Genomic DNA, 18,104 nt, shown 5'->3' with positions numbered 1-18,104 from the left:
AGCCTGCATGTCTGACGCGTTATGGGCGGCCCGAATGGGCGATGCGCTGTCCCACACCTCGATGATGGCGGACATCCTCGGCGGTGTGCTGGAAGTGGCGGCCAATATCGCGATCACTGCGGTGGCGACCGCTGCCGTGGTGGCTGCCACCGGCATTACCGTGGCCACCGGCGGCCTCGGCTGCTTCCTGCTGGGCGCGGTAGTGGGCACGATTGTCGGCCTCGCCATGAGCAAGAGTGGCGCGGACAAAGGCCTGACCAAGATATGCGATGCCTTTAGCAACGCTCTGTTTCCGCCCTCGGTGCAGGCGAACATTCTCACCGGTTCCACCGATACCCTCACCAATAACCTGCCTGCCGCCCGCGCGGCCGGGGCGATCAGCTCCCATGTCACACCGGCCGGCACCGAGCTGGAAGCGTCCAAGCCTGAACCAGAACCCAGCTACCTGGACATGGCCGAAGGTTTCTTCTCGCAGATGTGGCGCCCCACCGTCGCGACGCCCGCGCCGGGCGCCGTGCCGAAGCCGCTGGACCTGGTCGTGTGCATGAAGCACCCGCCAATGCCGCCGCAGTTTCTTGCCGAAGGTTCGGAAAAGGTTACGGTCAATGGTCAACCTGCCGTGCGCAGCGGTGATCGCAGTACCTGCGATGCGACGGTGGTGTCGTCCGGCTTGATCTCATCCAACGTGGCCATCGGCGGCGGCTCGGTGGTGGTGCGTGAAATTCGCAGCGGCAAGACCCCGGGTGTCGGCCTGGCGGTCACGGCGTTGTTGATGCTCAAGGGCAGCAAGGGCAAGTTCTTCAGCAAGTTGCCGTGCATGTTGGTCAGCGGCGCGACCTCGATGGCCATCAGCAGCGCGATGGGGGCTGCGGCCAACGCCGCGATGGGCTCGTCGAACCCGGTGCATGCTGCGACGGGCGCGAAGATACTCGGCGATGTCGAGGAACTGGATTTCGTGCTGCCGGGCATTTTGCCGATCGGCTGGCAGCGCTTTTACAACAGCCGCGACGAACGCCAAGGCAGCCTGTTCGGTGCCGGTTGGAGCGTGGCCTACGAGGTGTGCGTCGACATTCAGCCGCATCCCGAGGGCGGCGAAACGCTGGTCTACACCGATGAACAGGGCCGGCCCATCGACATGGGTTCGATTCCGTTGGGCGGCGCAGTATTCAGTGCCGGTGAAGGGCTCGCGGTACGGCGACACCTGAATGGGCAGTTGCTGATCGAAAGTGACGACGGCGTGTACCGCTTGTTCGAGCCGACACCGGCAAACCCTTCGCGACTGCGCCTGAGCCAGTTGGGTGACCGTAACGACAACCGCATTTATCTCGACTATGACGACGCCGGGCGCCTGGTGCGTCTGCGCGATACGTTCGATCTGGTGCAGGTTGAGCTGATCCGTGATCAGGGCCATGTGACCCACATCGAACGCCTCTATCCGGATCAACATCGTGAATTGCTGGTCAGTTATGGCTATGACGCCGAGGGCAATCTGGCACAGGTGCGCGACGCAACCGGCCAGGTGCAGCGACGCTTCGCCTACGATGCCGGGCGGCGCATGGTTGAGCATCAATTGCCCACCGGGTTGCGCTGCTTCTATGAGTGGGCGTTGATTGAAGGCCTGGAATGGCGTGTGGTCCGGCACTGGACCGATGAGGGCGACGCCTACCAGTTCGACTACGACTTGCAGGCGGGCCTGACCCGCATCACCGACGGTTTGCAACGCGTCAGCACTCGGCACTGGAACACTCAGTACCAGATCATTCAATACAGCGACAATCTCGGCCAGACCTGGCTGTTCGAATGGAACGACGAACGCCAGTTACTCAGCGCCACCGACCCGCAAGGCGGCCGCTATGAGTACAGCTACGATGAGAGCGGCAACCTGATCGGCGAAACCGACCCGCTCGGGCGCAGCGACTCCACCTTATGGCTGGAGCACTGGGCGTTACCGCAGGTGGAGACCGACGCCGCCGACAACAGTTGGCAGTATCGCTATGACCCGCGCGGCAATTGCATCGCCGAGACCGATCCGCTGGGTTACATCACCCGCTATCGTTATGACGCCCAAGGCCAGGTCGTGGAAATCATCGACGCCACCGGCAAAAGCAAACAACTGCGCTGGAACCCGTTCGGGCAACTGGTCGAGCATATTGATTGCTCGGGCTACCCAACGCGCTTCAGCTACGACGAGCGCGGTTATTTGCAGCTCATCACCGATGCCCTCGGTGAACGTACCCAATTCAGCTACGACGCCCAGGGCCGATTGCTCAGCAGCCAACTGCCGGACGGCCGCACCGAACATTTCCAGCGCGATGCCAGCGGGCAGTTGGTGGGCTATACCGATCCCGCCGGGCACACCACGCTCTATCAACATAACCGGCGTGGCCAGGTGCGCCAGCGCACCGACGCCCATGGTCGCCAGGTGCAGTTCGGCTACGACAGCTACGGGCGGCTGCAAGCGTTGGTCAATGAAAACGGTGAAAGCTATCGGTTTGCGTGGGATGCCGGCGATCGGCTGGCTGAACAGCAAGACCTCGACGGCAGCGCCAAGCGCTACGACTACGACCGGCTGGACAACATCACAGCGGTGACTGCCGTTCCGGCGCCATATGGCAATGGCTTGGCGGTGGTCCCCGAAACGCCGCCAGCGCCCATCGTTCATCAGCTGGAGCGTGATGCGGTGGGCCGACTGGTCGCCAAGACCACCGACGATGGCCGCACTGAGTACAGCTACGATGCGGTGGATCAGCTCACGGCGGTCACCTTCACTGATCTGCAAGGCAATGCCCAGGCGTTGGGTTTCGCCTACGACGCTGTCGGCCAGTTGCTTGCCGAACAAAGTGCCGGCGGCAAGCTGCAACATCACTACGACGAACTCGGCAACCTGATCCAGACCCAACTGCCGGACGGGCGCTGGCTCAATCGCCTGTACTACGGCAGCGGCCACCTGCACCAGATCAACCTCGACGGCCAGGTCATCAGCGACTTCGAACGCGACCGCCTGCACCGCGAAGTGCTGCGCACCCAAGGCCAGCTCAGCACCCGCAGCGAATACGACCGCAGCGGCCGCCTGCGCTCACGCCAACGCCGCCTTAACAGCCAGCCGTCGCTGATGCCTGCGGCGACGCAAAAGCAGTTCGAATACGACCCCGCCGACAACCTGATCGGCAAACTCGACCAGCAACCCGCGGCACAACACCGCCAACTGCTGCACTACGACGCCACCGGCCGCATCATCGCCAGCCAGGACAGCCTGCACGGCCAGCGCGAAACCTTCGCCTACGACGCCGCCGCCAACCTGCTCGACGGCCCGCAGACGGGCGCCGGGTTAGTGGTGCATAACAAGCTGCTGACCTATCAGGACAAGCGTTATCGCTACGATGCGTTTGGACGGATGATCGAAAAACGCAGCGCCAAGCGCGGTGTGCAGCGGTTTATGTATGACGCAGAAAGCCGGTTGGTTGAGGTGCGTAATGAAAGCGGCAGCGTGGTCAGAATGGTCTACGACCCGCTGGGGCGGCGGGTTGAAAAAACCGAGCATGGCAGCGATGGGTATCCGTTGGGGGAAACCCGGTTCATGTGGGATGGGCTGCGGTTGTTGCAGGAGCACAAGCACAGTCAGACGAGCCTTTACGTCTATGAAGACGAAGGCTACCAACCTTTGGCTCGCGTCGACGGTGCCGGGCCGTTGCAGAAGATTCGTTATTACCACAACGACCTGAACGGGTTGCCGGAGCAACTGACCGAAGCTGACGGACACAGCGTCTGGCAGGCGACTTATCGGGTGTGGGGCAGCACGCTGGAAGAGGCGCGCGAGCCTTATTACATCGAGGAACAAAATCTACGGTTTCAGGGGCAGTATCTGGACCGGGAGACGGGGCTGCATTTCAATACGTTCAGGTTTTATGATCCGGATGTGGGGCGGTTTACGACGCCGGATCCGATTGGGTTAAACGGAGGATTGAATTTCTACGCATACGCGCTCAACCCGTTCGGTTGGAACGACCCACTAGGGTTGTCCTGCCGCCTGAACTCAGTGGGTAGAACACCAGGTAAAGGCAGCCGCACAGGAAAAGCCGTAATTGCTAGGATGAGAGCTGAAGGCAAAATAATTGGCTCCGGAAAAAACATGCGGTTCCAGAGTACTGATAAAAAATGGTATTCGATCAAAGACGCGGATATGGCTCATAAAACCGACGCCGTTAAGTATTGGAACAGCAAAGGCGGTTATCACGGAGCTAAAACAAAAGAAGTACGGGGTTGGATGCGTGACCCTGATAACTACGAGCTGGAATATTATTCCCACAACCGATCCAAAGGCGCGCTGCTGACTGACAGGTACAAAGACCCCGGTGACTTTATCGGCCCCGCAGAAAAGCCTAAATATTATTAAGGATTATTGTATGAAAGATTTGGCGGACGAGAATCCAACACTGGCAGATGAGATCATGGCCACTATGGCGGCAGGCAACGATCTCGATGAACAAAACCGTAAAACTGAAGCGCACGCCCTATACCAAAAGGCATGGAGTTTACTGCCGGAACCAAAGCTTGAGTGGACCCCCTTATCGTCTTGGGTCACTGGCTCCCTCTTCAACCTTCACTTCGAAAATGGCGAGTTCAACGCAGCCGAGCCATGGGCTCAAAAGACTCTTGAGGGCCGAGAGTCGGATATAGATACTGGTCCATTAATTAATGTGGGGATGGTATCTCTCGAACTGGGAAGAAGTGCCGAGGCGTATAAATACTTTGATGAAGCTTATAAATTCGGTAAGGCACGCGCCTTTCAAGAAAGACCAAAGAAATATTTGAATTTCTATCTGGATGAAAAGAAAAAGAAGCATTGATTGCTCGTCCCCACAAAAAATGGGCACCCGACCCAGTCGGCGTGCCCATTTTTTTCTAACCCGCCTCCCTTCAGACGGTACCGCTCTTACGGGTTGACGCTGTCTTTGAGCGACTTGCCCGGCTTGAACGCAACGGTGTTGCTCGCCTTGATCTTCACAGGCTCACCGGTTTGCGGGTTTTTGCCGGTGCGGGCGCCGCGGTGGCGTTGCAGGAAGGTGCCGAAGCCAACCAGTGTGACGCTGTCCTTGCGGTGCAGGGCGCCGGTGATTTCTTCGAGAACGGCGTTGAGGACGCGGTTGGCCTGTTCTTTGGTGAGATCCGCTTTTTCAGCGATGGCGGCTGCGAGTTCTGGTTTACGCATAAGTGAAGCCTCTTTGACGGTTTTTTGTTGTTATGTCCGTGCTGCTCTCTTATGGAGCAACGCCCAAGGCGCCGCAGGCTCTACTCTGCGGCAGACGGGAGTGAGGATGGCATGCCCTCGCACGCTCCGCCAGTCTCGCGGCGACCTTTCTAGAGCGAAAAACAGGGTTATTCCGACAGAACGACCGGTATTTACGCCAGCAACGGCGGAAGTTCTTTGTTCAGGGCCAGTTTTTCCATAACCGCACTGCCGGTCAGCGCGTAACCCAGCAGGCGGCCGCTGGCGTCGCGGCACAAGGCCTTGATGTTGGCGCCCTGCCCTTCGACGCTCCACACGCCTTCGGTGCCGCGTGGCGGGGGCGAGACCACCAGCGGGCAGATCGGGGTTTTCACGGTGATCGGCATCGGCCCATAGCTGACGGCCGTAGCGTTGCCGGCCAGGGTCTGGGCCAGGGCGCGGGCGCAACTCATCAGTGGCATGACGTAGAGCAGGTTCAGGCCATCAACCTCGGCGCAGTCGCCCAGGGCGTAGATGTTGGCGTGGGAGGTCTTGAGGTGGCGGTCCACCATGATCCCACGGTTGATTTGCAGGCCGGCGGCAGCCGCGAGGTCGACGCGCGGGCGCAGGCCGATGGCCGAGACCACCAGGTCGCAGTGGATGACTTGACCGTCCGACAGGTGCGCTTCCAGGCCGTCAGCGGTGCGCTGCAGGCGGTTGAGCACCGGACCCAGGTGGAAACGCGCGCCAAGGCCTTCCAGCCCGGCTTGTACCGCTGCAGCAGCGGCTGGGTGCAGCAGGGTCGGCATGACCTGCTCGCACGGCGCCACCAGGTCGATTTCGTAACCACCGAGGATCAGGTCGTTGGCGAACTCGCAGCCGATCAGGCCCGCGCCCAGCACCAGCACGCGGCGTTTGCAGGCGGCAGCGGCGCGAAAGCGTGCGTAGTCTTCGAGGTCGTTGATCGGGAAAATCAGCTCAGCCGCATCACCCTCAACCGGAACGCGCACAGTTTCTGCGCCCCAGGCCAGGATCAGGTCACGGTAGGCCACTGCTTCCTCGCCGATCCACAGGCGCTTGTGGCCAGGGTCGATGCCGCTGATGCGGGTGTGGGTGCGCACTTCGGCCTTGAGTTGCTCGGCCATGGCACCCGGTTCAGCCATGCTCAGGCCATCGGCTTCCTTGTTCTTGCCAAAACCGGTGGAGAGCATGGGCTTGGAGTAGGAGCGCCCATCATCCGCAGTGATCAGCAGCAATGGGGTCTCGCTGTCGAGCTTGCGAAACTCCCGGGCCACGTTGTAACCGGCCAATCCTGTGCCGATGATCACGACAGGTGCGTTCATTCCTTTCTCCTTGTAGTACGTTTCTTAAATCGATGATTAACCGATTTCGATCATTTCGAAATCCATTTTGCCCACGCCACAGTCCGGGCACAGCCAATCTTCAGGGACGTCCTGCCACAGGGTACCCGGTGCGATACCGTCATCCGGCCAGCCGTCCTTTTCGTCATAGATCAGGCCGCAGACTACACATTGCCACTTCTTCATTACTTGCTTCCTCAGGGTCCAGGCATCTTGGCCGACGGTCGATAGACCTACGTTGCCGTGCGGCTCAGGGCGTTTTGTACTGATCGGGGCCGGCAGATGCAAGCGCGATCGACGCATGGGGCCGGTTCAGCGCGGCAAAAGCCCAGGACGCCATGGTAAGCTCGCCGCCTCTTTTGCTGCCAATACTCACTCACCGTGCCGCACTCAATCGCCCTTCCCGATGCTTGCCAATGGCTGACCCAGAGCCTCCTGAGCCCATTGCCCGCGCCCTTGACCCTTGATTGGCTGTTCGACAAAGGCTCGCTGACGCGCCGGCTCACGTGGCTGTCCAACGATGGGTTCAGCGTGACGCCGTTGTTCGAAGGCTGGCAGCCGTTGCGCGAGGATGAATGTACGGCGCTCGGCCTGGCCTCGGCCACTGTCGGCTGGGTGCGCGAGGTGTATCTGCGCGGGCATGGCCAGCCATGGGTGTTCGCCCGCAGCGTGGCGGCGCGCAGTGCCTTGCAGGGCGACGGGTTGCACATGGACGAGCTGGGCAGCCGTTCGCTGGGCGAGTTGCTGTTTTGCGATCACGCCTTCACCCGCCAGGCCATCGAGGTGTGCCATTACCCACGGCAATGGCTGCCGACCGTGGACCAGGCCGACGGCTTGTGGGGGCGCCGCTCGCGCTTTGATCGCGGGCCGCTGAGTGTGCTGGTGGCGGAAATTTTCTTGCCGAGCTTCTGGCACGCGTTGCATGACCATCCGGAGAACTGCTGATGTATCAACGCCTGCTCAAATCCTTGAACCGCCTGAACCCCAGGGCCTGGGATTTCATTCAGTTGACCCGCATGGACAAGCCCATCGGCATCTACCTGCTGTTATGGCCAACGCTGTGGGCGCTGTGGATCGCCGGCAAGGGCTCGCCGTCCTTGATCAATATCGTGATTTTTGTACTGGGCGTGGTGCTGACCCGTGCCGGTGGCTGCGTGATCAATGATTGGGCGGACCGCAAGGTCGACGGCCATGTGAAACGCACCGAGCAACGCCCGCTGGTGAGCGGCAAGATCAGCGCCAAAGAGGCGCTGGTGTTTTTTGCGGTGCTGATGGGCATCAGTTTCCTGCTGGTGCTGCTGACCAACGCCACCACCATCCTGCTGTCCCTCGGCGGTTTGGCGCTGGCGGCGAGCTACCCGTTCATGAAGCGCTACACCTATTACCCGCAAGTGGTGTTGGGCGCGGCGTTTTCGTGGGGCATGCCGATGGCGTTCACCGCCGAGACTGGCCATCTGCCGGCCACTGCGTGGCTGCTGTACATCGCCAATTTGCTGTGGACGGTGGGTTACGACACGTATTACGCGATGACCGATCGGGACGATGACTTGAAGATCGGGGTGAAATCCACGGCCATTCTGTTTGGCGATGCCGACCGCGTGATCATCCTCACTCTGCAAGGCCTGTCGCTGGCCTGCCTGTTGCTGGCGGGCGCGCGGTTCGAGCTGGGAGGCTGGTTCCACCTGGGGTTGCTGGCGGCGGCGGGCTGTTTTGCCTGGGAGTTCTGGTACACCCGCGACAAAGACCGCATGAAATGCTTCAAGGCGTTTTTGCACAACCACTGGGCCGGGTTGGCGATTTTTGTCGGGATTGTGGCGGATTACGGGTTTCGATGAGGGGCCAGGCCCCTCATCGCCAGCGGGTTTAACTAAGGCTTGGCGACCTTCCAGGCGCCATCCATTTTGCCTTCACCGGTCATGTCACCGGCCGTCTTGTCCATGACGAAGGTGTAGAGCGGTTTGCCACTGTAGGCCCACTGGCTCTTTTGATCGTCACGGGTGATGACGGTCCATTTGCCCATCGGCTTGTCGGTGGATTCGGCCATCAACGGCGGCCAGTTGGTGGCGCACTTGTCGTTGCACATGGACTTGTCAGCAGAGTCCTTGGCAAAGGTGTAGAGCGTCATACCCTTGTGGTCCACCAACATGCCGTCTTTGGTCATCGCAGGCTCGGCCGCCAACGCCAGTGTCGGCAGCGTCAACGCGGCCGTTACCAGCAGGGCTTTCCAGGAAAAAGTACTGTGAGTCATCGGAACCTTCCTTTTGTGGTTGTCAGGATTCGGACCCAAAGGGTAGTCCAGAGTGCCAAGAATTGCCCAAGCGACTAAATTACTGTCACACGACTGCAATAATTCCGTTATCTAATGCGGCGCAAGACAGTTAAATGACAAGAGGATTTAGGCATGGTTGGCAGGAGCATTCTGATCGTTGACGACGAAGCGCCCATTCGCGAGATGATCGCCGTTGCGTTGGAAATGGCCGGCTATGACTGCCTGGAGGCGGAGAACTCCCAGCAGGCCCATGCCATTATCGTCGACCGCAAGCCGGACTTGATCCTGCTCGACTGGATGCTGCCCGGCACTTCCGGTATCGAGTTGGCCCGCCGTCTCAAGCGTGACGAGCTGACCGGGGATATCCCGATCATCATGCTCACCGCCAAGGGTGAAGAGGACAACAAGATCCAGGGCCTGGAAGTCGGCGCTGATGACTACATCACCAAGCCATTTTCCCCACGTGAACTGGTCGCCCGTCTGAAAGCTGTATTGCGCCGCGCCGGCCCTACCGATGGCGAAGCGCCGATCGAAGTCGACGGCCTGATTCTGGACCCGATCAGCCACCGCGTGACCATCGACGGCAAGCCGGCCGAGATGGGCCCGACCGAATATCGCCTGCTGCAATTTTTCATGACTCACCAGGAGCGCGCCTACACCCGTGGCCAACTGCTCGACCAAGTGTGGGGCGGCAATGTGTACGTGGAAGAGCGCACCGTGGACGTGCATATCCGCCGCCTGCGCAAAGCCTTGGGCGATGCCTACGAGAATCTGGTACAAACCGTGCGCGGCACCGGCTACCGCTTTTCCACTAAAGGTTGAAAGCAGCTAAAGCAGTTAGCTACAAGCGGCAAGTTGAAGCCCATCCGCTTTGACTTGAAGCTTGCAGCTTGAAACTTTTCACTGTCCGAAGGACCGATTGTGAACCAAAACTGGCATGGCACCCTGATCCGCCACATGCTGCTGTTGATCACCGGCTGCCTGGTGGTAGGCCTGGTCAGCGGCTATTACGGCTGGAGCCTGGCCGTGGGTATCGGCCTGTATCTGGGCTGGACGCTCAAACAGCTGCTGCGCCTGCATGAATGGCTGCGCCAACACAAACCCGATGAAGCACCACCCGATGGCTACGGCCTGTGGGGCGAGGTGTTCGACAGCATCTACCACCTGCAACGCCGCGACCAACGGGTACGCGGGCGCCTGCAAGCGGTGATCGACCGTGTGCAGGAGTCCACCGCCGCGCTCAAAGATGCGGTGATCATGCTCGACAGCGACGGCAACCTGGAATGGTGGAACCGCGCCGCCGAGACCCTGCTGGGCCTCAAGACGCCTCAGGACAGCGGCCAGCCGGTGACCAACCTGGTGCGCCACCCGCGCTTCAAAGAGTATTTCGAGCAGGAAAACTACGAAGAAGCCCTGGAAATCCCTTCGCCCACCAACGACCGCGTGCGCATCCAACTGTACCTGACACGCTACGGCAACAACGAACACCTGATGCTGGTGCGCGATGTCACCCGCATCCACCAGTTGGAACAGATGCGCAAAGACTTCGTCGCCAATGTGTCCCACGAGCTGCGCACACCGTTGACGGTGATCTGCGGCTACCTGGAGACGTTGCTGGACAATGTCGACGAGATCAACCCGCGCTGGAGCCGTGCCCTGCAGCAGATGCAACAGCAAGGTTCACGCATGCAAACACTGCTCAACGACCTGTTGTTACTGGCCAAACTGGAAGCCACGGATTACCCGTCGGATAACCACCCCGTGGCGGTGCAAAGCCTGTTGCAGACTATCAAGAACGATGCCCAGGCACTTTCCGGCCAGCGCGAGCAACAAATCACCCTGGAAGCCGACCCGTTGGTGCTGCTCAAAGGCAGCGAGGGTGAGTTGCGCAGCGCATTTTCCAACCTCGTGTTCAACGCCGTGAAGTACACCCAGGACAAGGGCAATATCCGCATCCGCTGGTGGGCCGACGAGCACGGCGCGCACCTGAGCGTGCAGGATTCCGGCATCGGCATCGACGCCAAGCATCTGCCCCGCCTGACCGAGCGCTTCTACCGCGTCGACTCCAGCCGCAACTCCAACACCGGCGGCACCGGGCTTGGCCTGGCGATCGTCAAACACGTGCTGCTGCGCCACCGTGCACGGCTGGAAATCAGCAGCGTGCTGGGCCATGGCAGCACTTTTACCTGTCATTTCCCACCCGTGCAGGTGACCCGCTCGCGGGTGATCGGCACAGATGAATAACCCGAAAACGACGCTGGACTAAGGTGGGAGCGGGCTTGCTCGCGAAGGCGGTGGGTCAGCTATGAATGTGTTGGCTGACCCACCGCATTCGCGAGCAAGCCCGCTCCCACATTGGACATGCAGCGTGTGGACGAATGTATTCCAGGCCCCGCCCGGCAGCGGGCACTAGGCAAGCGCCCTTTCAGCCGCTACATTGGCCGACTTGCGCCTGCTTTTCAGGCCCTCCTGTCACCCCTTATTGAACACACGGAACCTGCAAAACCCCATCATGGACCCTTCCCCTGGTATCACCCTCGCCACACTCTTCGCCGACTTCGGCATGATTCTTTTTGCACTGATCCTGGTACTGCTCAACGGTTTTTTCGTTGCGGCGGAGTTTGCCATGGTCAAATTGCGCGCCACCCGGGTCGAGGCCATCGCCCATAAAAACGGCTGGCGCGGACAGATCCTGCGCACCGTGCACAGCCAGCTCGACGCCTACCTGTCGGCCTGCCAGCTGGGTATCACCCTCGCCTCCCTGGGCCTGGGCTGGGTCGGTGAGCCGGCCTTTGCGCACATCCTCGAGCCGTTGCTGGGCGCCGTGGGCGTGCAATCGCCTGAGGTGATCAAGGGCGTTTCGTTCTTTGCCGCCTTCTTCGTGATTTCCTATCTGCACATCGTGGTCGGTGAGTTGGCACCCAAATCCTGGGCGATTCGCAAACCCGAGCTGCTGTCGCTGTGGACGGCAGTGCCGTTGTACCTGTTCTACTGGGCGATGTACCCGGCGATCTACCTGCTCAACGCCAGCGCCAACGCCATCTTGCGTATCGCCGGCCAAGGCGAGCCCGGCCCACACCATGAGCACCATTACAGCCGCGAAGAACTCAAGCTGATCCTGCACTCCAGCCGTGGCCAGGACCCGAGCGACCAAGGCATGCGCGTGCTGGCCTCTGCGGTGGAAATGGGCGAGCTGGAAGTGGTGGACTGGGCCAACTCCCGGGAAGACCTGGTGACCCTGGACTTCAACGCCCCGCTCAAGGAAATCCTGGCGCTGTTCCGCCGCCACAAATTCAGCCGCTACCCGGTGTACGACGCGGTGCGCAATGAGTTCGTCGGCCTGCTGCACATCAAGGACCTGCTGCTGGAACTGGCGGCCCTGGACCACATCCCCGAATCGTTCAACCTGGCCGAGCTGACCCGCCCGCTGGAGCGCGTGTCGCGGCACATGCCGTTGTCGCAGCTGCTGGAGCAGTTCCGCAAAGGCGGCGCGCACTTCGCCCTGGTGGAAGAAGCCGACGGCAAGATCATCGGCTACCTGACCATGGAAGACGTGCTGGAAGTGCTGGTCGGCGATATCCAGGACGAACACCGCAAGGCCGAGCGCGGCATCCTCGCCTACCAGCCGGGCAAACTGCTGGTGCGTGGCGACACGCCGCTGTTCAAGGTGGAGCGCCTGCTGGGCGTCGACCTGGACCACATCGAAGCCGAAACCCTGGCCGGTTTGATCTACGACACCCTCAAGCGGGTGCCGGAAGAGGAAGAAGTGCTGGAGGTTGAAGGCTTGCGCATCATCATCAAGAAGATGAAAGGGCCGAAGATCGTGTTGGCCAAGGTGCTGTTGCTCGATTGATCAGTTCAACGCAGGAGCGAGCAACTCGCTCCTGCGCCGTTGATTATGCCGGCAACGGGGAGAAGCAGATGTCGACCTCCAAATGCGCTGCGGCAGACAAATTGACCAGCGCGTCCAGTGAGAACTTATCGATCTTGCCATTCAGGATGTTATTGAGCCGAGGCTGACTGATATTGAGCCGCTCGGCGGCCGCTTTCTGCGACAACTCCCAACTGCGAATGGTGTTGCACAGTTCCAGCAGCAACTTTGAGCGCAGCCGCATGTTGGCGGCTTGCTGCGGAGTATCCTCCAACGCATCCCAGACGCTACTGAAACGTTCGGTTTGAATTTTTGAGTCTGTCATAGGCTTAACCTAACTCCTGCAATCTGGCACGAGCCAGTTCGATATCCCGCCCTTCGGTTTTCTGTGTGGTCTTGCGCAGCGCGTGCAGCACATAGACAGCTTCCGGCCGATTGACCACATAGAACACTCGAAACGCTCCCGATTCCTCCGTGATCCGAATCTCGCTGACGCCCCTCCCGATAGTTTTCATCGGCTTGCAATCAAAAGGCTGTTCACCCTGTTGCAAAAGATCCAACTGAAAACCGGCTGCCCTTCGGGCGTCGAGAGGAAACTCCTTGAGATCCTTGAGCGAGCTACCTAGAAACACCACGTCCTTGTGCCTTGGCATTGGCTTCTCCTTTCCTGGAAAGAAAAAGCGTAATAGACGACTCAGGCGAAGGCGGTGCAGCTTTGTTTCAAGGCATAGCAAAAGCGCGATCGCACTGATGCGCTATCGAAAGACTATATCGAAACAGATATAAATCAAGTCACCTGACGGGAATCAGACAGTCGGTCGATTCCCGTTATTCAGGCGATCACGCACCCGGCACAAAGTGCTTCTGCGCCGTGCCGCGCGCGATCAGGCGGGAGATGTAGTCGAGCTTCTGCGCATCCTGGTCGATAAACCGGAAGGTCAGTTGCAGCCACTCGCTGTCGGGCCTCGGCTCATAGGCGACGATCGCGTGCAGGTAGCCGTTGAGGCGTGCGACTTCCGCGTTGTCGCCTTGCTCAAGGTCCAGCACCGCGCTTTCCAGCACCTGAGGCAGGACTTCGCCACGACGCACCACCAGCAGTGCTTCCTTGATGCTCAGCGCCTTGATCACGCATTGCTGGGTGCCGCTGGACAGGCGCAGTTGGCCCTGACCGCGCCCACCAGCCGGCGAAGCAGCCGGAGCCGCCTGCACAGGCTGGCTGTTAAGCAGGCCGTTGCTCGGCGCTGCCACAGGGGCAGCTTTGACGGCTTCAGGCCTGCCGCCAGTCAAGGCGCTCAGGGAATCGTTGCCGAAGGCCGAGTTCATCTTGGTCGGCGCGCTGGCGACCAGCGCGTCAAGGCGGCCGACTTTGTGCAGGGCCTGTTTGACCTTGCTCAGCAACTGTTCGTTGGTGAACGGCTTGCTGACATAGCCGGAAACCCCGGCCTGGATCGCCTGGACTACGTTTTCCTTGTCGCCACGGCTGGTCACCATCACGAAGGGCATGGCCTTCAGATGGGCTTGCTCACGGCACCAGGTCAGCAATTCAAGACCGGACATCTCGGGCATTTCCCAGTCGCACAGCACCAGGTCGAAGGTCTCGCGCATCAGGATGGTTTGCGCCTTTTTGCCGTTCACCGCGTCTTCAATCTTGATCCCAGGGAAGTAGTTGCGCAGGCACTTCTTCACCAGGTCGCGGATAAACGAGGCGTCATCCACCACCAACACACTGACTTTACTCATCGACCCTTCATCCTATAAAAACTTCGGCACGCAAAACGCCTGACTGATGGCATTTTGCCAAAACTCGCTGGTCGCAGAAGGACTATATTGCTCCTGCTGCGCAAAATATTCAGATACCTCAAACGAAAACGCCCGACCAAAGGCCGGGCGTTAATTTCTCGGGCAACCTTACTTATCGTCAGATTCGCCCGGAACATTAGGGATTTGATCAGCGGTGCCTTCAACTTCGGCCTTCATACGCTTGAGCCCCATGTGCCGTACGTCGGTACCGCGCACCAGGTAAATCACCAGTTCCGAGATATTGCGCGCGTGGTCGCCGATACGCTCCAGGGAGCGCAGCACCCAAATAATGTTCAAGACCCGCGAGATAGAGCGCGGGTCTTCCATCATGTAGGTGGCCAGCTCACGCAGTGCGGTCTTGTATTCGCGGTCGATGGTCTTGTCGTACTGCGCCACCGACAACGCCAACTCGGCGTCGAAACGGGCAAACGCGTCGAGGGCGTCGCGCACCATGTTGCGTACCTGGTCACCGATATGGCGCACTTCCACATAACCGCGCGGTGCTTCGCCTTCTTCGCACAGCTGAATGGCACGGCGGGCGATTTTGGTCGCTTCGTCGCCAATGCGCTCCAGGTCGATTACCGACTTGGAGATGCTGATGATCAAACGCAGGTCAGACGCCGCCGGTTGGCGACGCGCCAGAATGCGCAGGCATTCTTCGTCGATATTGCGTTCCATCTGATTGATCTGGTCATCGATCTCGCGCACTTGCTGGGCCAGACCAGAGTCGGCCTCGATCAGCGCAGTGACGGCATCGTTGACTTGCTTCTCCACCAGCCCGCCCATCGCCAGGAGGTGGCTGCGCACTTCCTCAAGTTCGGCGTTGAACTGCGCGGAGATGTGATGGGTTAAGCCTTCCTTCGAAATCATGGTTTTGCTCCACAAAAGCTGTATGCCGCAAGCTACAAGCTGCAAGTTGATATGTGTCGTTGCATTGAACTGCTTTTACTTGCCGCTTGAAGCGTGCGGCTCGCAGCTGCTCCAACTAGCCATAACGACCGGTGATGTAGTCTTCGGTCTGCTTCTTCGCCGGATTGGTGAACAGGGTATCGGTGTCGCCGAATTCCACCAGTTTGCCCATGTACATGAACGCGGTGTAGTCGGAAACCCGCGCCGCCTGTTGCATGTTGTGGGTCACGATGACGATGGTGAACTTGGACTTGAGCTCGTAGATCAGTTCTTCGACTTTCAGCGTCGAGATCGGGTCAAGTGCCGAGCACGGTTCGTCGAGCAGCAAGACTTCCGGTTCCACGGCGATGGTACGGGCGATCACCAGACGCTGCTGCTGGCCGCCGGACAGGCCGAGTGCCGAATCGTGCAGGCGGTCTTTGACCTCTTCCCACAGTGCCGCGCCTTTCAGGGCCCACTCCACCGCTTCGTCGAGGATGCGTTTTTTGTTGATGCCCTGGATGCGCAGGCCGTAGACCACGTTTTCGTAGATGGTCTTGGGGAACGGGTTCGGCTTCTGGAACACCATGCCCACACGGCGACGCAGCTCGGCCACGTCCTCGCCCTTGCGGTAGATGTTGCTGCCGTAGAGGTTGATTGCACCATCTACGCGGCAACCGTCCACCAGGTCGTTCATGCGGTTGAAGGTGCGCAGCAGCGTGGACTTGCCGCAGCCGGACGGGCCGATAAAGGCGGTCACGCGCTGCTTGGGAATGTTCATGCTGACATCGAACAGGGCCTGCTTTTCACCGTAGTACAGGCTCAGGCCTGGCACTTCGATGGCCACGGTTTCCTGGGCCAGGCTCAGGCTCTGCTTGTCGCGACCCAGGGCCGACATGTTGATGCCGTGGGTGTGGGTTTCATGTTGCATGGTCTCACTCCGTTCGTAGCTGCCAGCTTCTAGCTGCAAGCTGCAAGATTTGAGCAAAAGCGGCTTGTAGCTTGCCGCTTGTGGCTAATAGCTTTAGCTGTCCAGCGCTTTGTATTTTTCGCGCAGGTGGTTACGAATCCACACCGCCGACAGGTTGAGCGTGGCGATCACCAGCACCAGCAGCAAGGCGGTGGCGTACACCAGCGGTCGTGCGGCTTCGACGTTGGGGCTCTGGAAGCCGACGTCATAAATATGGAAGCCCAGGTGCATGATTTTCTGGTCTAGGTGCAGGTACGGGTAGTTGCCATCCAGCGGCAGCGATGGCGCCAGTTTCACCACACCTACCAGCATCAGCGGTGCCACTTCACCGGCGGCGCGGGCCACGGCGAGGATCATGCCGGTCATCATCGCCGGGCTGGCCATTGGCAGCACGATCTTCCACAGCGTTTCCGCCTTGGTCGCGCCAAGCGCCAACGAACCTTCACGCACCGTGCGAGGAATCCGCGCCAGGCCTTCTTCGGTCGCGACGATCACCACTGGCACCGCGAGCAACGCCAGGGTCAGCGAGGCCCACAACAGGCCAGGCGTGCCGAAGGTCGGTGCCGGCAGGGCTTCGGCGAAGAACAAACGGTCGACCGAGCCGCCGAGCACATACACGAAGAAGCCCAGGCCGAACACGCCGTAGACGATGGCCGGTACGCCGGCCAAGTTGTTCACGGCGATACGGATAATCCGGGTCAGGGTGTTCTGCTTGGCGTATTCACGCAGGTACACCGCTGCCAGCACGCCGAACGGGGTCACGATCATCGCCATGATCAGGGTCATCATCACGGTGCCGAAAATCGCCGGGAAGATCCCGCCTTCGGTGTTGGCTTCCCGTGGGTCATCGCTGAGGAATTCCCAGACCTTGCTGAAGTAGAAGCCGACCTTGGTCAGCGTGCCCATGGCGTTCGGCTGGTAGGCATGCACCACTTTGCCGATGCCGATTTCCACTTCTTTGCCGTTGGCGTCGCGAGCGGTCAGGCTGTCGCGGTTGAACTGGGCGTGCAAGTCGGCCAGGCGCGCTTCGACATCCTTGTAGCGGTTGTTCAGTTCGGCACGGCCTGAATCCATGTCCGCTTGGGCGGTAGCATCGAGCTTACCTTCCAGCTCAAGCTTGCGACCGTGCAGGCGGATGCGCTCCAACCCGGCGTTGATCGCGCCGATATCGGTTTTTTCCAGGCTCTTGAGCTGGGCAGCCAACTTGTTCACGCGGTCGACGCGGGCTTGCAGCTCCGGCCACGCGGCTTCGCCTTCGGCGATGACCTTGCCATCCTGCTTGACGTTGACCAGCGTGCCGTAGAAGTTGCCCCACTCACGCCGCTCGATGGTCATCAGGTTGGCAGGCTTGGTCTGGTCCTTGAGCCACTCGCCGACGATCCAGGTGAAATCGTTGCCGTTCAAGTCACGGTTGCCGACCTTGATCAGCTCGCGGGTCATGAATTCCGGGCCCTGGTCCGGTACCGGCAAGCCAGCGCTTTTCAGGCGCTCGCGCGGTACTTCTTCCTTCTGCACCACTTCGCCGATGACGATATGGTTTTCCTGGCCCGGCACGTTGTAGTTGGCCTGGATCAGGTCAGCCGGCCAGAAGTGGCCCAAACCGCGCACCGCAATCACAGCCAGCAAACCAATGGTCATGATGACCGCGATGGACACCGCGCCACCGCTGATCCAGACGCCGGGGGCGCCGCTCTTGAACCATCCATTCAGGGAGTTCTGTTTCACAGACTTCTACCTTT

The 18,104-nt window shown here is 60.1% G+C and carries 17 protein-coding genes; 7 read left to right on the top strand and 10 right to left on the bottom strand.

All coding sequences use genetic code 11. From position 1 onward, the window contains the following. The first annotated feature begins 7 nt into the window (after positions 1-7). On the top strand, positions 8-4,393 hold the full coding sequence (locus ACDZ94_RS09110) for an RHS repeat-associated core domain-containing protein (RefSeq protein ID WP_432751364.1): 4,386 nt from the start codon (positions 8-10) through the stop codon (positions 4,391-4,393). A gap of 10 nt (positions 4,394-4,403) precedes the next feature. Next, positions 4,404-4,847: a hypothetical protein gene (locus ACDZ94_RS09105; RefSeq protein ID WP_064454754.1), complete on the top strand. Its 444-nt coding sequence runs from the start codon at positions 4,404-4,406 to the stop codon at positions 4,845-4,847. Positions 4,848-4,933: 86 nt separating this feature from the next. On the opposite strand, the gene ACDZ94_RS09100 is transcribed toward ACDZ94_RS09105, so the two are convergent. The 3 genes from ACDZ94_RS09100 to ACDZ94_RS09090 form a co-directional block, all read right to left on the bottom strand. Beyond that, entirely contained in the window at positions 4,934-5,209 is a 276-nt protein-coding gene (locus ACDZ94_RS09100; RefSeq protein ID WP_003213368.1) for an HU family DNA-binding protein, read from the bottom strand. A gap of 191 nt (positions 5,210-5,400) precedes the next feature. Then, positions 5,401-6,549, bottom strand: coding sequence for an NAD(P)/FAD-dependent oxidoreductase (locus tag ACDZ94_RS09095; protein WP_432751363.1), 1,149 nt, complete (start codon positions 6,547-6,549; stop codon positions 5,401-5,403). 36 nt (positions 6,550-6,585) lie between these two features. Beyond that, positions 6,586-6,753 carry a rubredoxin gene (locus ACDZ94_RS09090; RefSeq protein ID WP_003213373.1) on the bottom strand — a complete coding sequence of 56 codons (168 nt, stop codon included), beginning with the start codon at positions 6,751-6,753 and terminating at the stop codon, positions 6,586-6,588. Positions 6,754-6,948: 195 nt separating this feature from the next. Here ACDZ94_RS09090 and ACDZ94_RS09085 point away from each other — a divergent pair, with 195 nt between their 5' ends. After that, positions 6,949-7,512 carry a chorismate--pyruvate lyase family protein gene (locus ACDZ94_RS09085; protein ID WP_432751362.1) on the top strand — a complete coding sequence of 188 codons (564 nt, stop codon included), beginning with the start codon at positions 6,949-6,951 and terminating at the stop codon, positions 7,510-7,512. Continuing rightward, positions 7,512-8,402: a 4-hydroxybenzoate octaprenyltransferase gene (gene ubiA, locus ACDZ94_RS09080; protein ID WP_064454757.1), complete on the top strand. Its 891-nt coding sequence runs from the start codon at positions 7,512-7,514 to the stop codon at positions 8,400-8,402. Before ACDZ94_RS09085 ends, ubiA begins: the two co-directional genes overlap by 1 nt. A gap of 32 nt (positions 8,403-8,434) precedes the next feature. Here ubiA and ACDZ94_RS09075 read toward each other — a convergent pair whose 3' ends face one another. After that, positions 8,435-8,815: a COG4315 family predicted lipoprotein gene (locus ACDZ94_RS09075; RefSeq protein ID WP_221295915.1), complete on the bottom strand. Its 381-nt coding sequence runs from the start codon at positions 8,813-8,815 to the stop codon at positions 8,435-8,437. A 153-nt stretch (positions 8,816-8,968) separates the two neighbouring features. On the opposite strand from ACDZ94_RS09075, the gene phoB reads away from it, so the two are divergent. The 3 genes from phoB (at position 8,969) to ACDZ94_RS09060 (ending at position 12,689) form a co-directional block, all read left to right on the top strand. Continuing rightward, positions 8,969-9,658: a phosphate regulon transcriptional regulator PhoB gene (gene phoB, locus ACDZ94_RS09070; RefSeq protein WP_003195617.1), complete on the top strand. Its 690-nt coding sequence runs from the start codon at positions 8,969-8,971 to the stop codon at positions 9,656-9,658. Positions 9,659-9,793: 135 nt separating this feature from the next. Then, complete coding sequence (phoR, locus tag ACDZ94_RS09065; RefSeq protein WP_237140928.1) at positions 9,794-11,080, top strand: phosphate regulon sensor histidine kinase PhoR; 1,287 nt, start codon at positions 9,794-9,796, stop codon at positions 11,078-11,080. 268 nt (positions 11,081-11,348) lie between these two features. Then, positions 11,349-12,689 (top strand): hemolysin family protein, encoded by a 1,341-nt coding sequence (locus tag ACDZ94_RS09060; RefSeq protein ID WP_053258701.1) that lies wholly within the window; start codon positions 11,349-11,351, stop codon positions 12,687-12,689. Positions 12,690-12,732: 43 nt separating this feature from the next. On the opposite strand, the gene ACDZ94_RS09055 is transcribed toward ACDZ94_RS09060, so the two are convergent. The 6 genes from ACDZ94_RS09055 to pstA all read right to left on the bottom strand — a co-directional run bounded on the left by ACDZ94_RS09055 (position 12,733) and on the right by pstA (position 18,090). After that, on the bottom strand, positions 12,733-13,032 hold the full coding sequence (locus ACDZ94_RS09055; protein ID WP_064454760.1) for a helix-turn-helix domain-containing protein: 300 nt from the start codon (positions 13,030-13,032) through the stop codon (positions 12,733-12,735). Between the two features lie 4 nt (positions 13,033-13,036). Continuing rightward, complete coding sequence (locus tag ACDZ94_RS09050; protein WP_064454761.1) at positions 13,037-13,360, bottom strand: type II toxin-antitoxin system RelE/ParE family toxin; 324 nt, start codon at positions 13,358-13,360, stop codon at positions 13,037-13,039. A 187-nt stretch (positions 13,361-13,547) separates the two neighbouring features. Continuing rightward, entirely contained in the window at positions 13,548-14,447 is a 900-nt protein-coding gene (locus ACDZ94_RS09045) for a response regulator (protein WP_432751361.1), read from the bottom strand. A 168-nt stretch (positions 14,448-14,615) separates the two neighbouring features. Then, on the bottom strand, positions 14,616-15,377 hold the full coding sequence (phoU, locus tag ACDZ94_RS09040; protein WP_053258703.1) for a phosphate signaling complex protein PhoU: 762 nt from the start codon (positions 15,375-15,377) through the stop codon (positions 14,616-14,618). Between the two features lie 115 nt (positions 15,378-15,492). Next, a complete protein-coding gene (gene pstB, locus ACDZ94_RS09035; protein WP_221295917.1) occupies positions 15,493-16,326 on the bottom strand; it encodes a phosphate ABC transporter ATP-binding protein PstB in 834 nt (277 codons plus the stop codon). 93 nt (positions 16,327-16,419) lie between these two features. Next, positions 16,420-18,090, bottom strand: a complete 1,671-nt coding sequence (gene pstA, locus ACDZ94_RS09030) for a phosphate ABC transporter permease PstA (protein ID WP_064454764.1) — start codon at positions 18,088-18,090, stop codon at positions 16,420-16,422. Positions 18,091-18,104: the final 14 nt, after the last annotated feature.

Source organism: Pseudomonas sp. UBT (assembly GCF_050915955.1).
Lineage (GTDB): Bacteria > Pseudomonadota > Gammaproteobacteria > Pseudomonadales > Pseudomonadaceae > Aquipseudomonas > Aquipseudomonas antarctica_A.
Note: the sequence above shows the minus strand (reverse complement) of the source record. Positions and strands in the feature narration are given on the sequence as shown.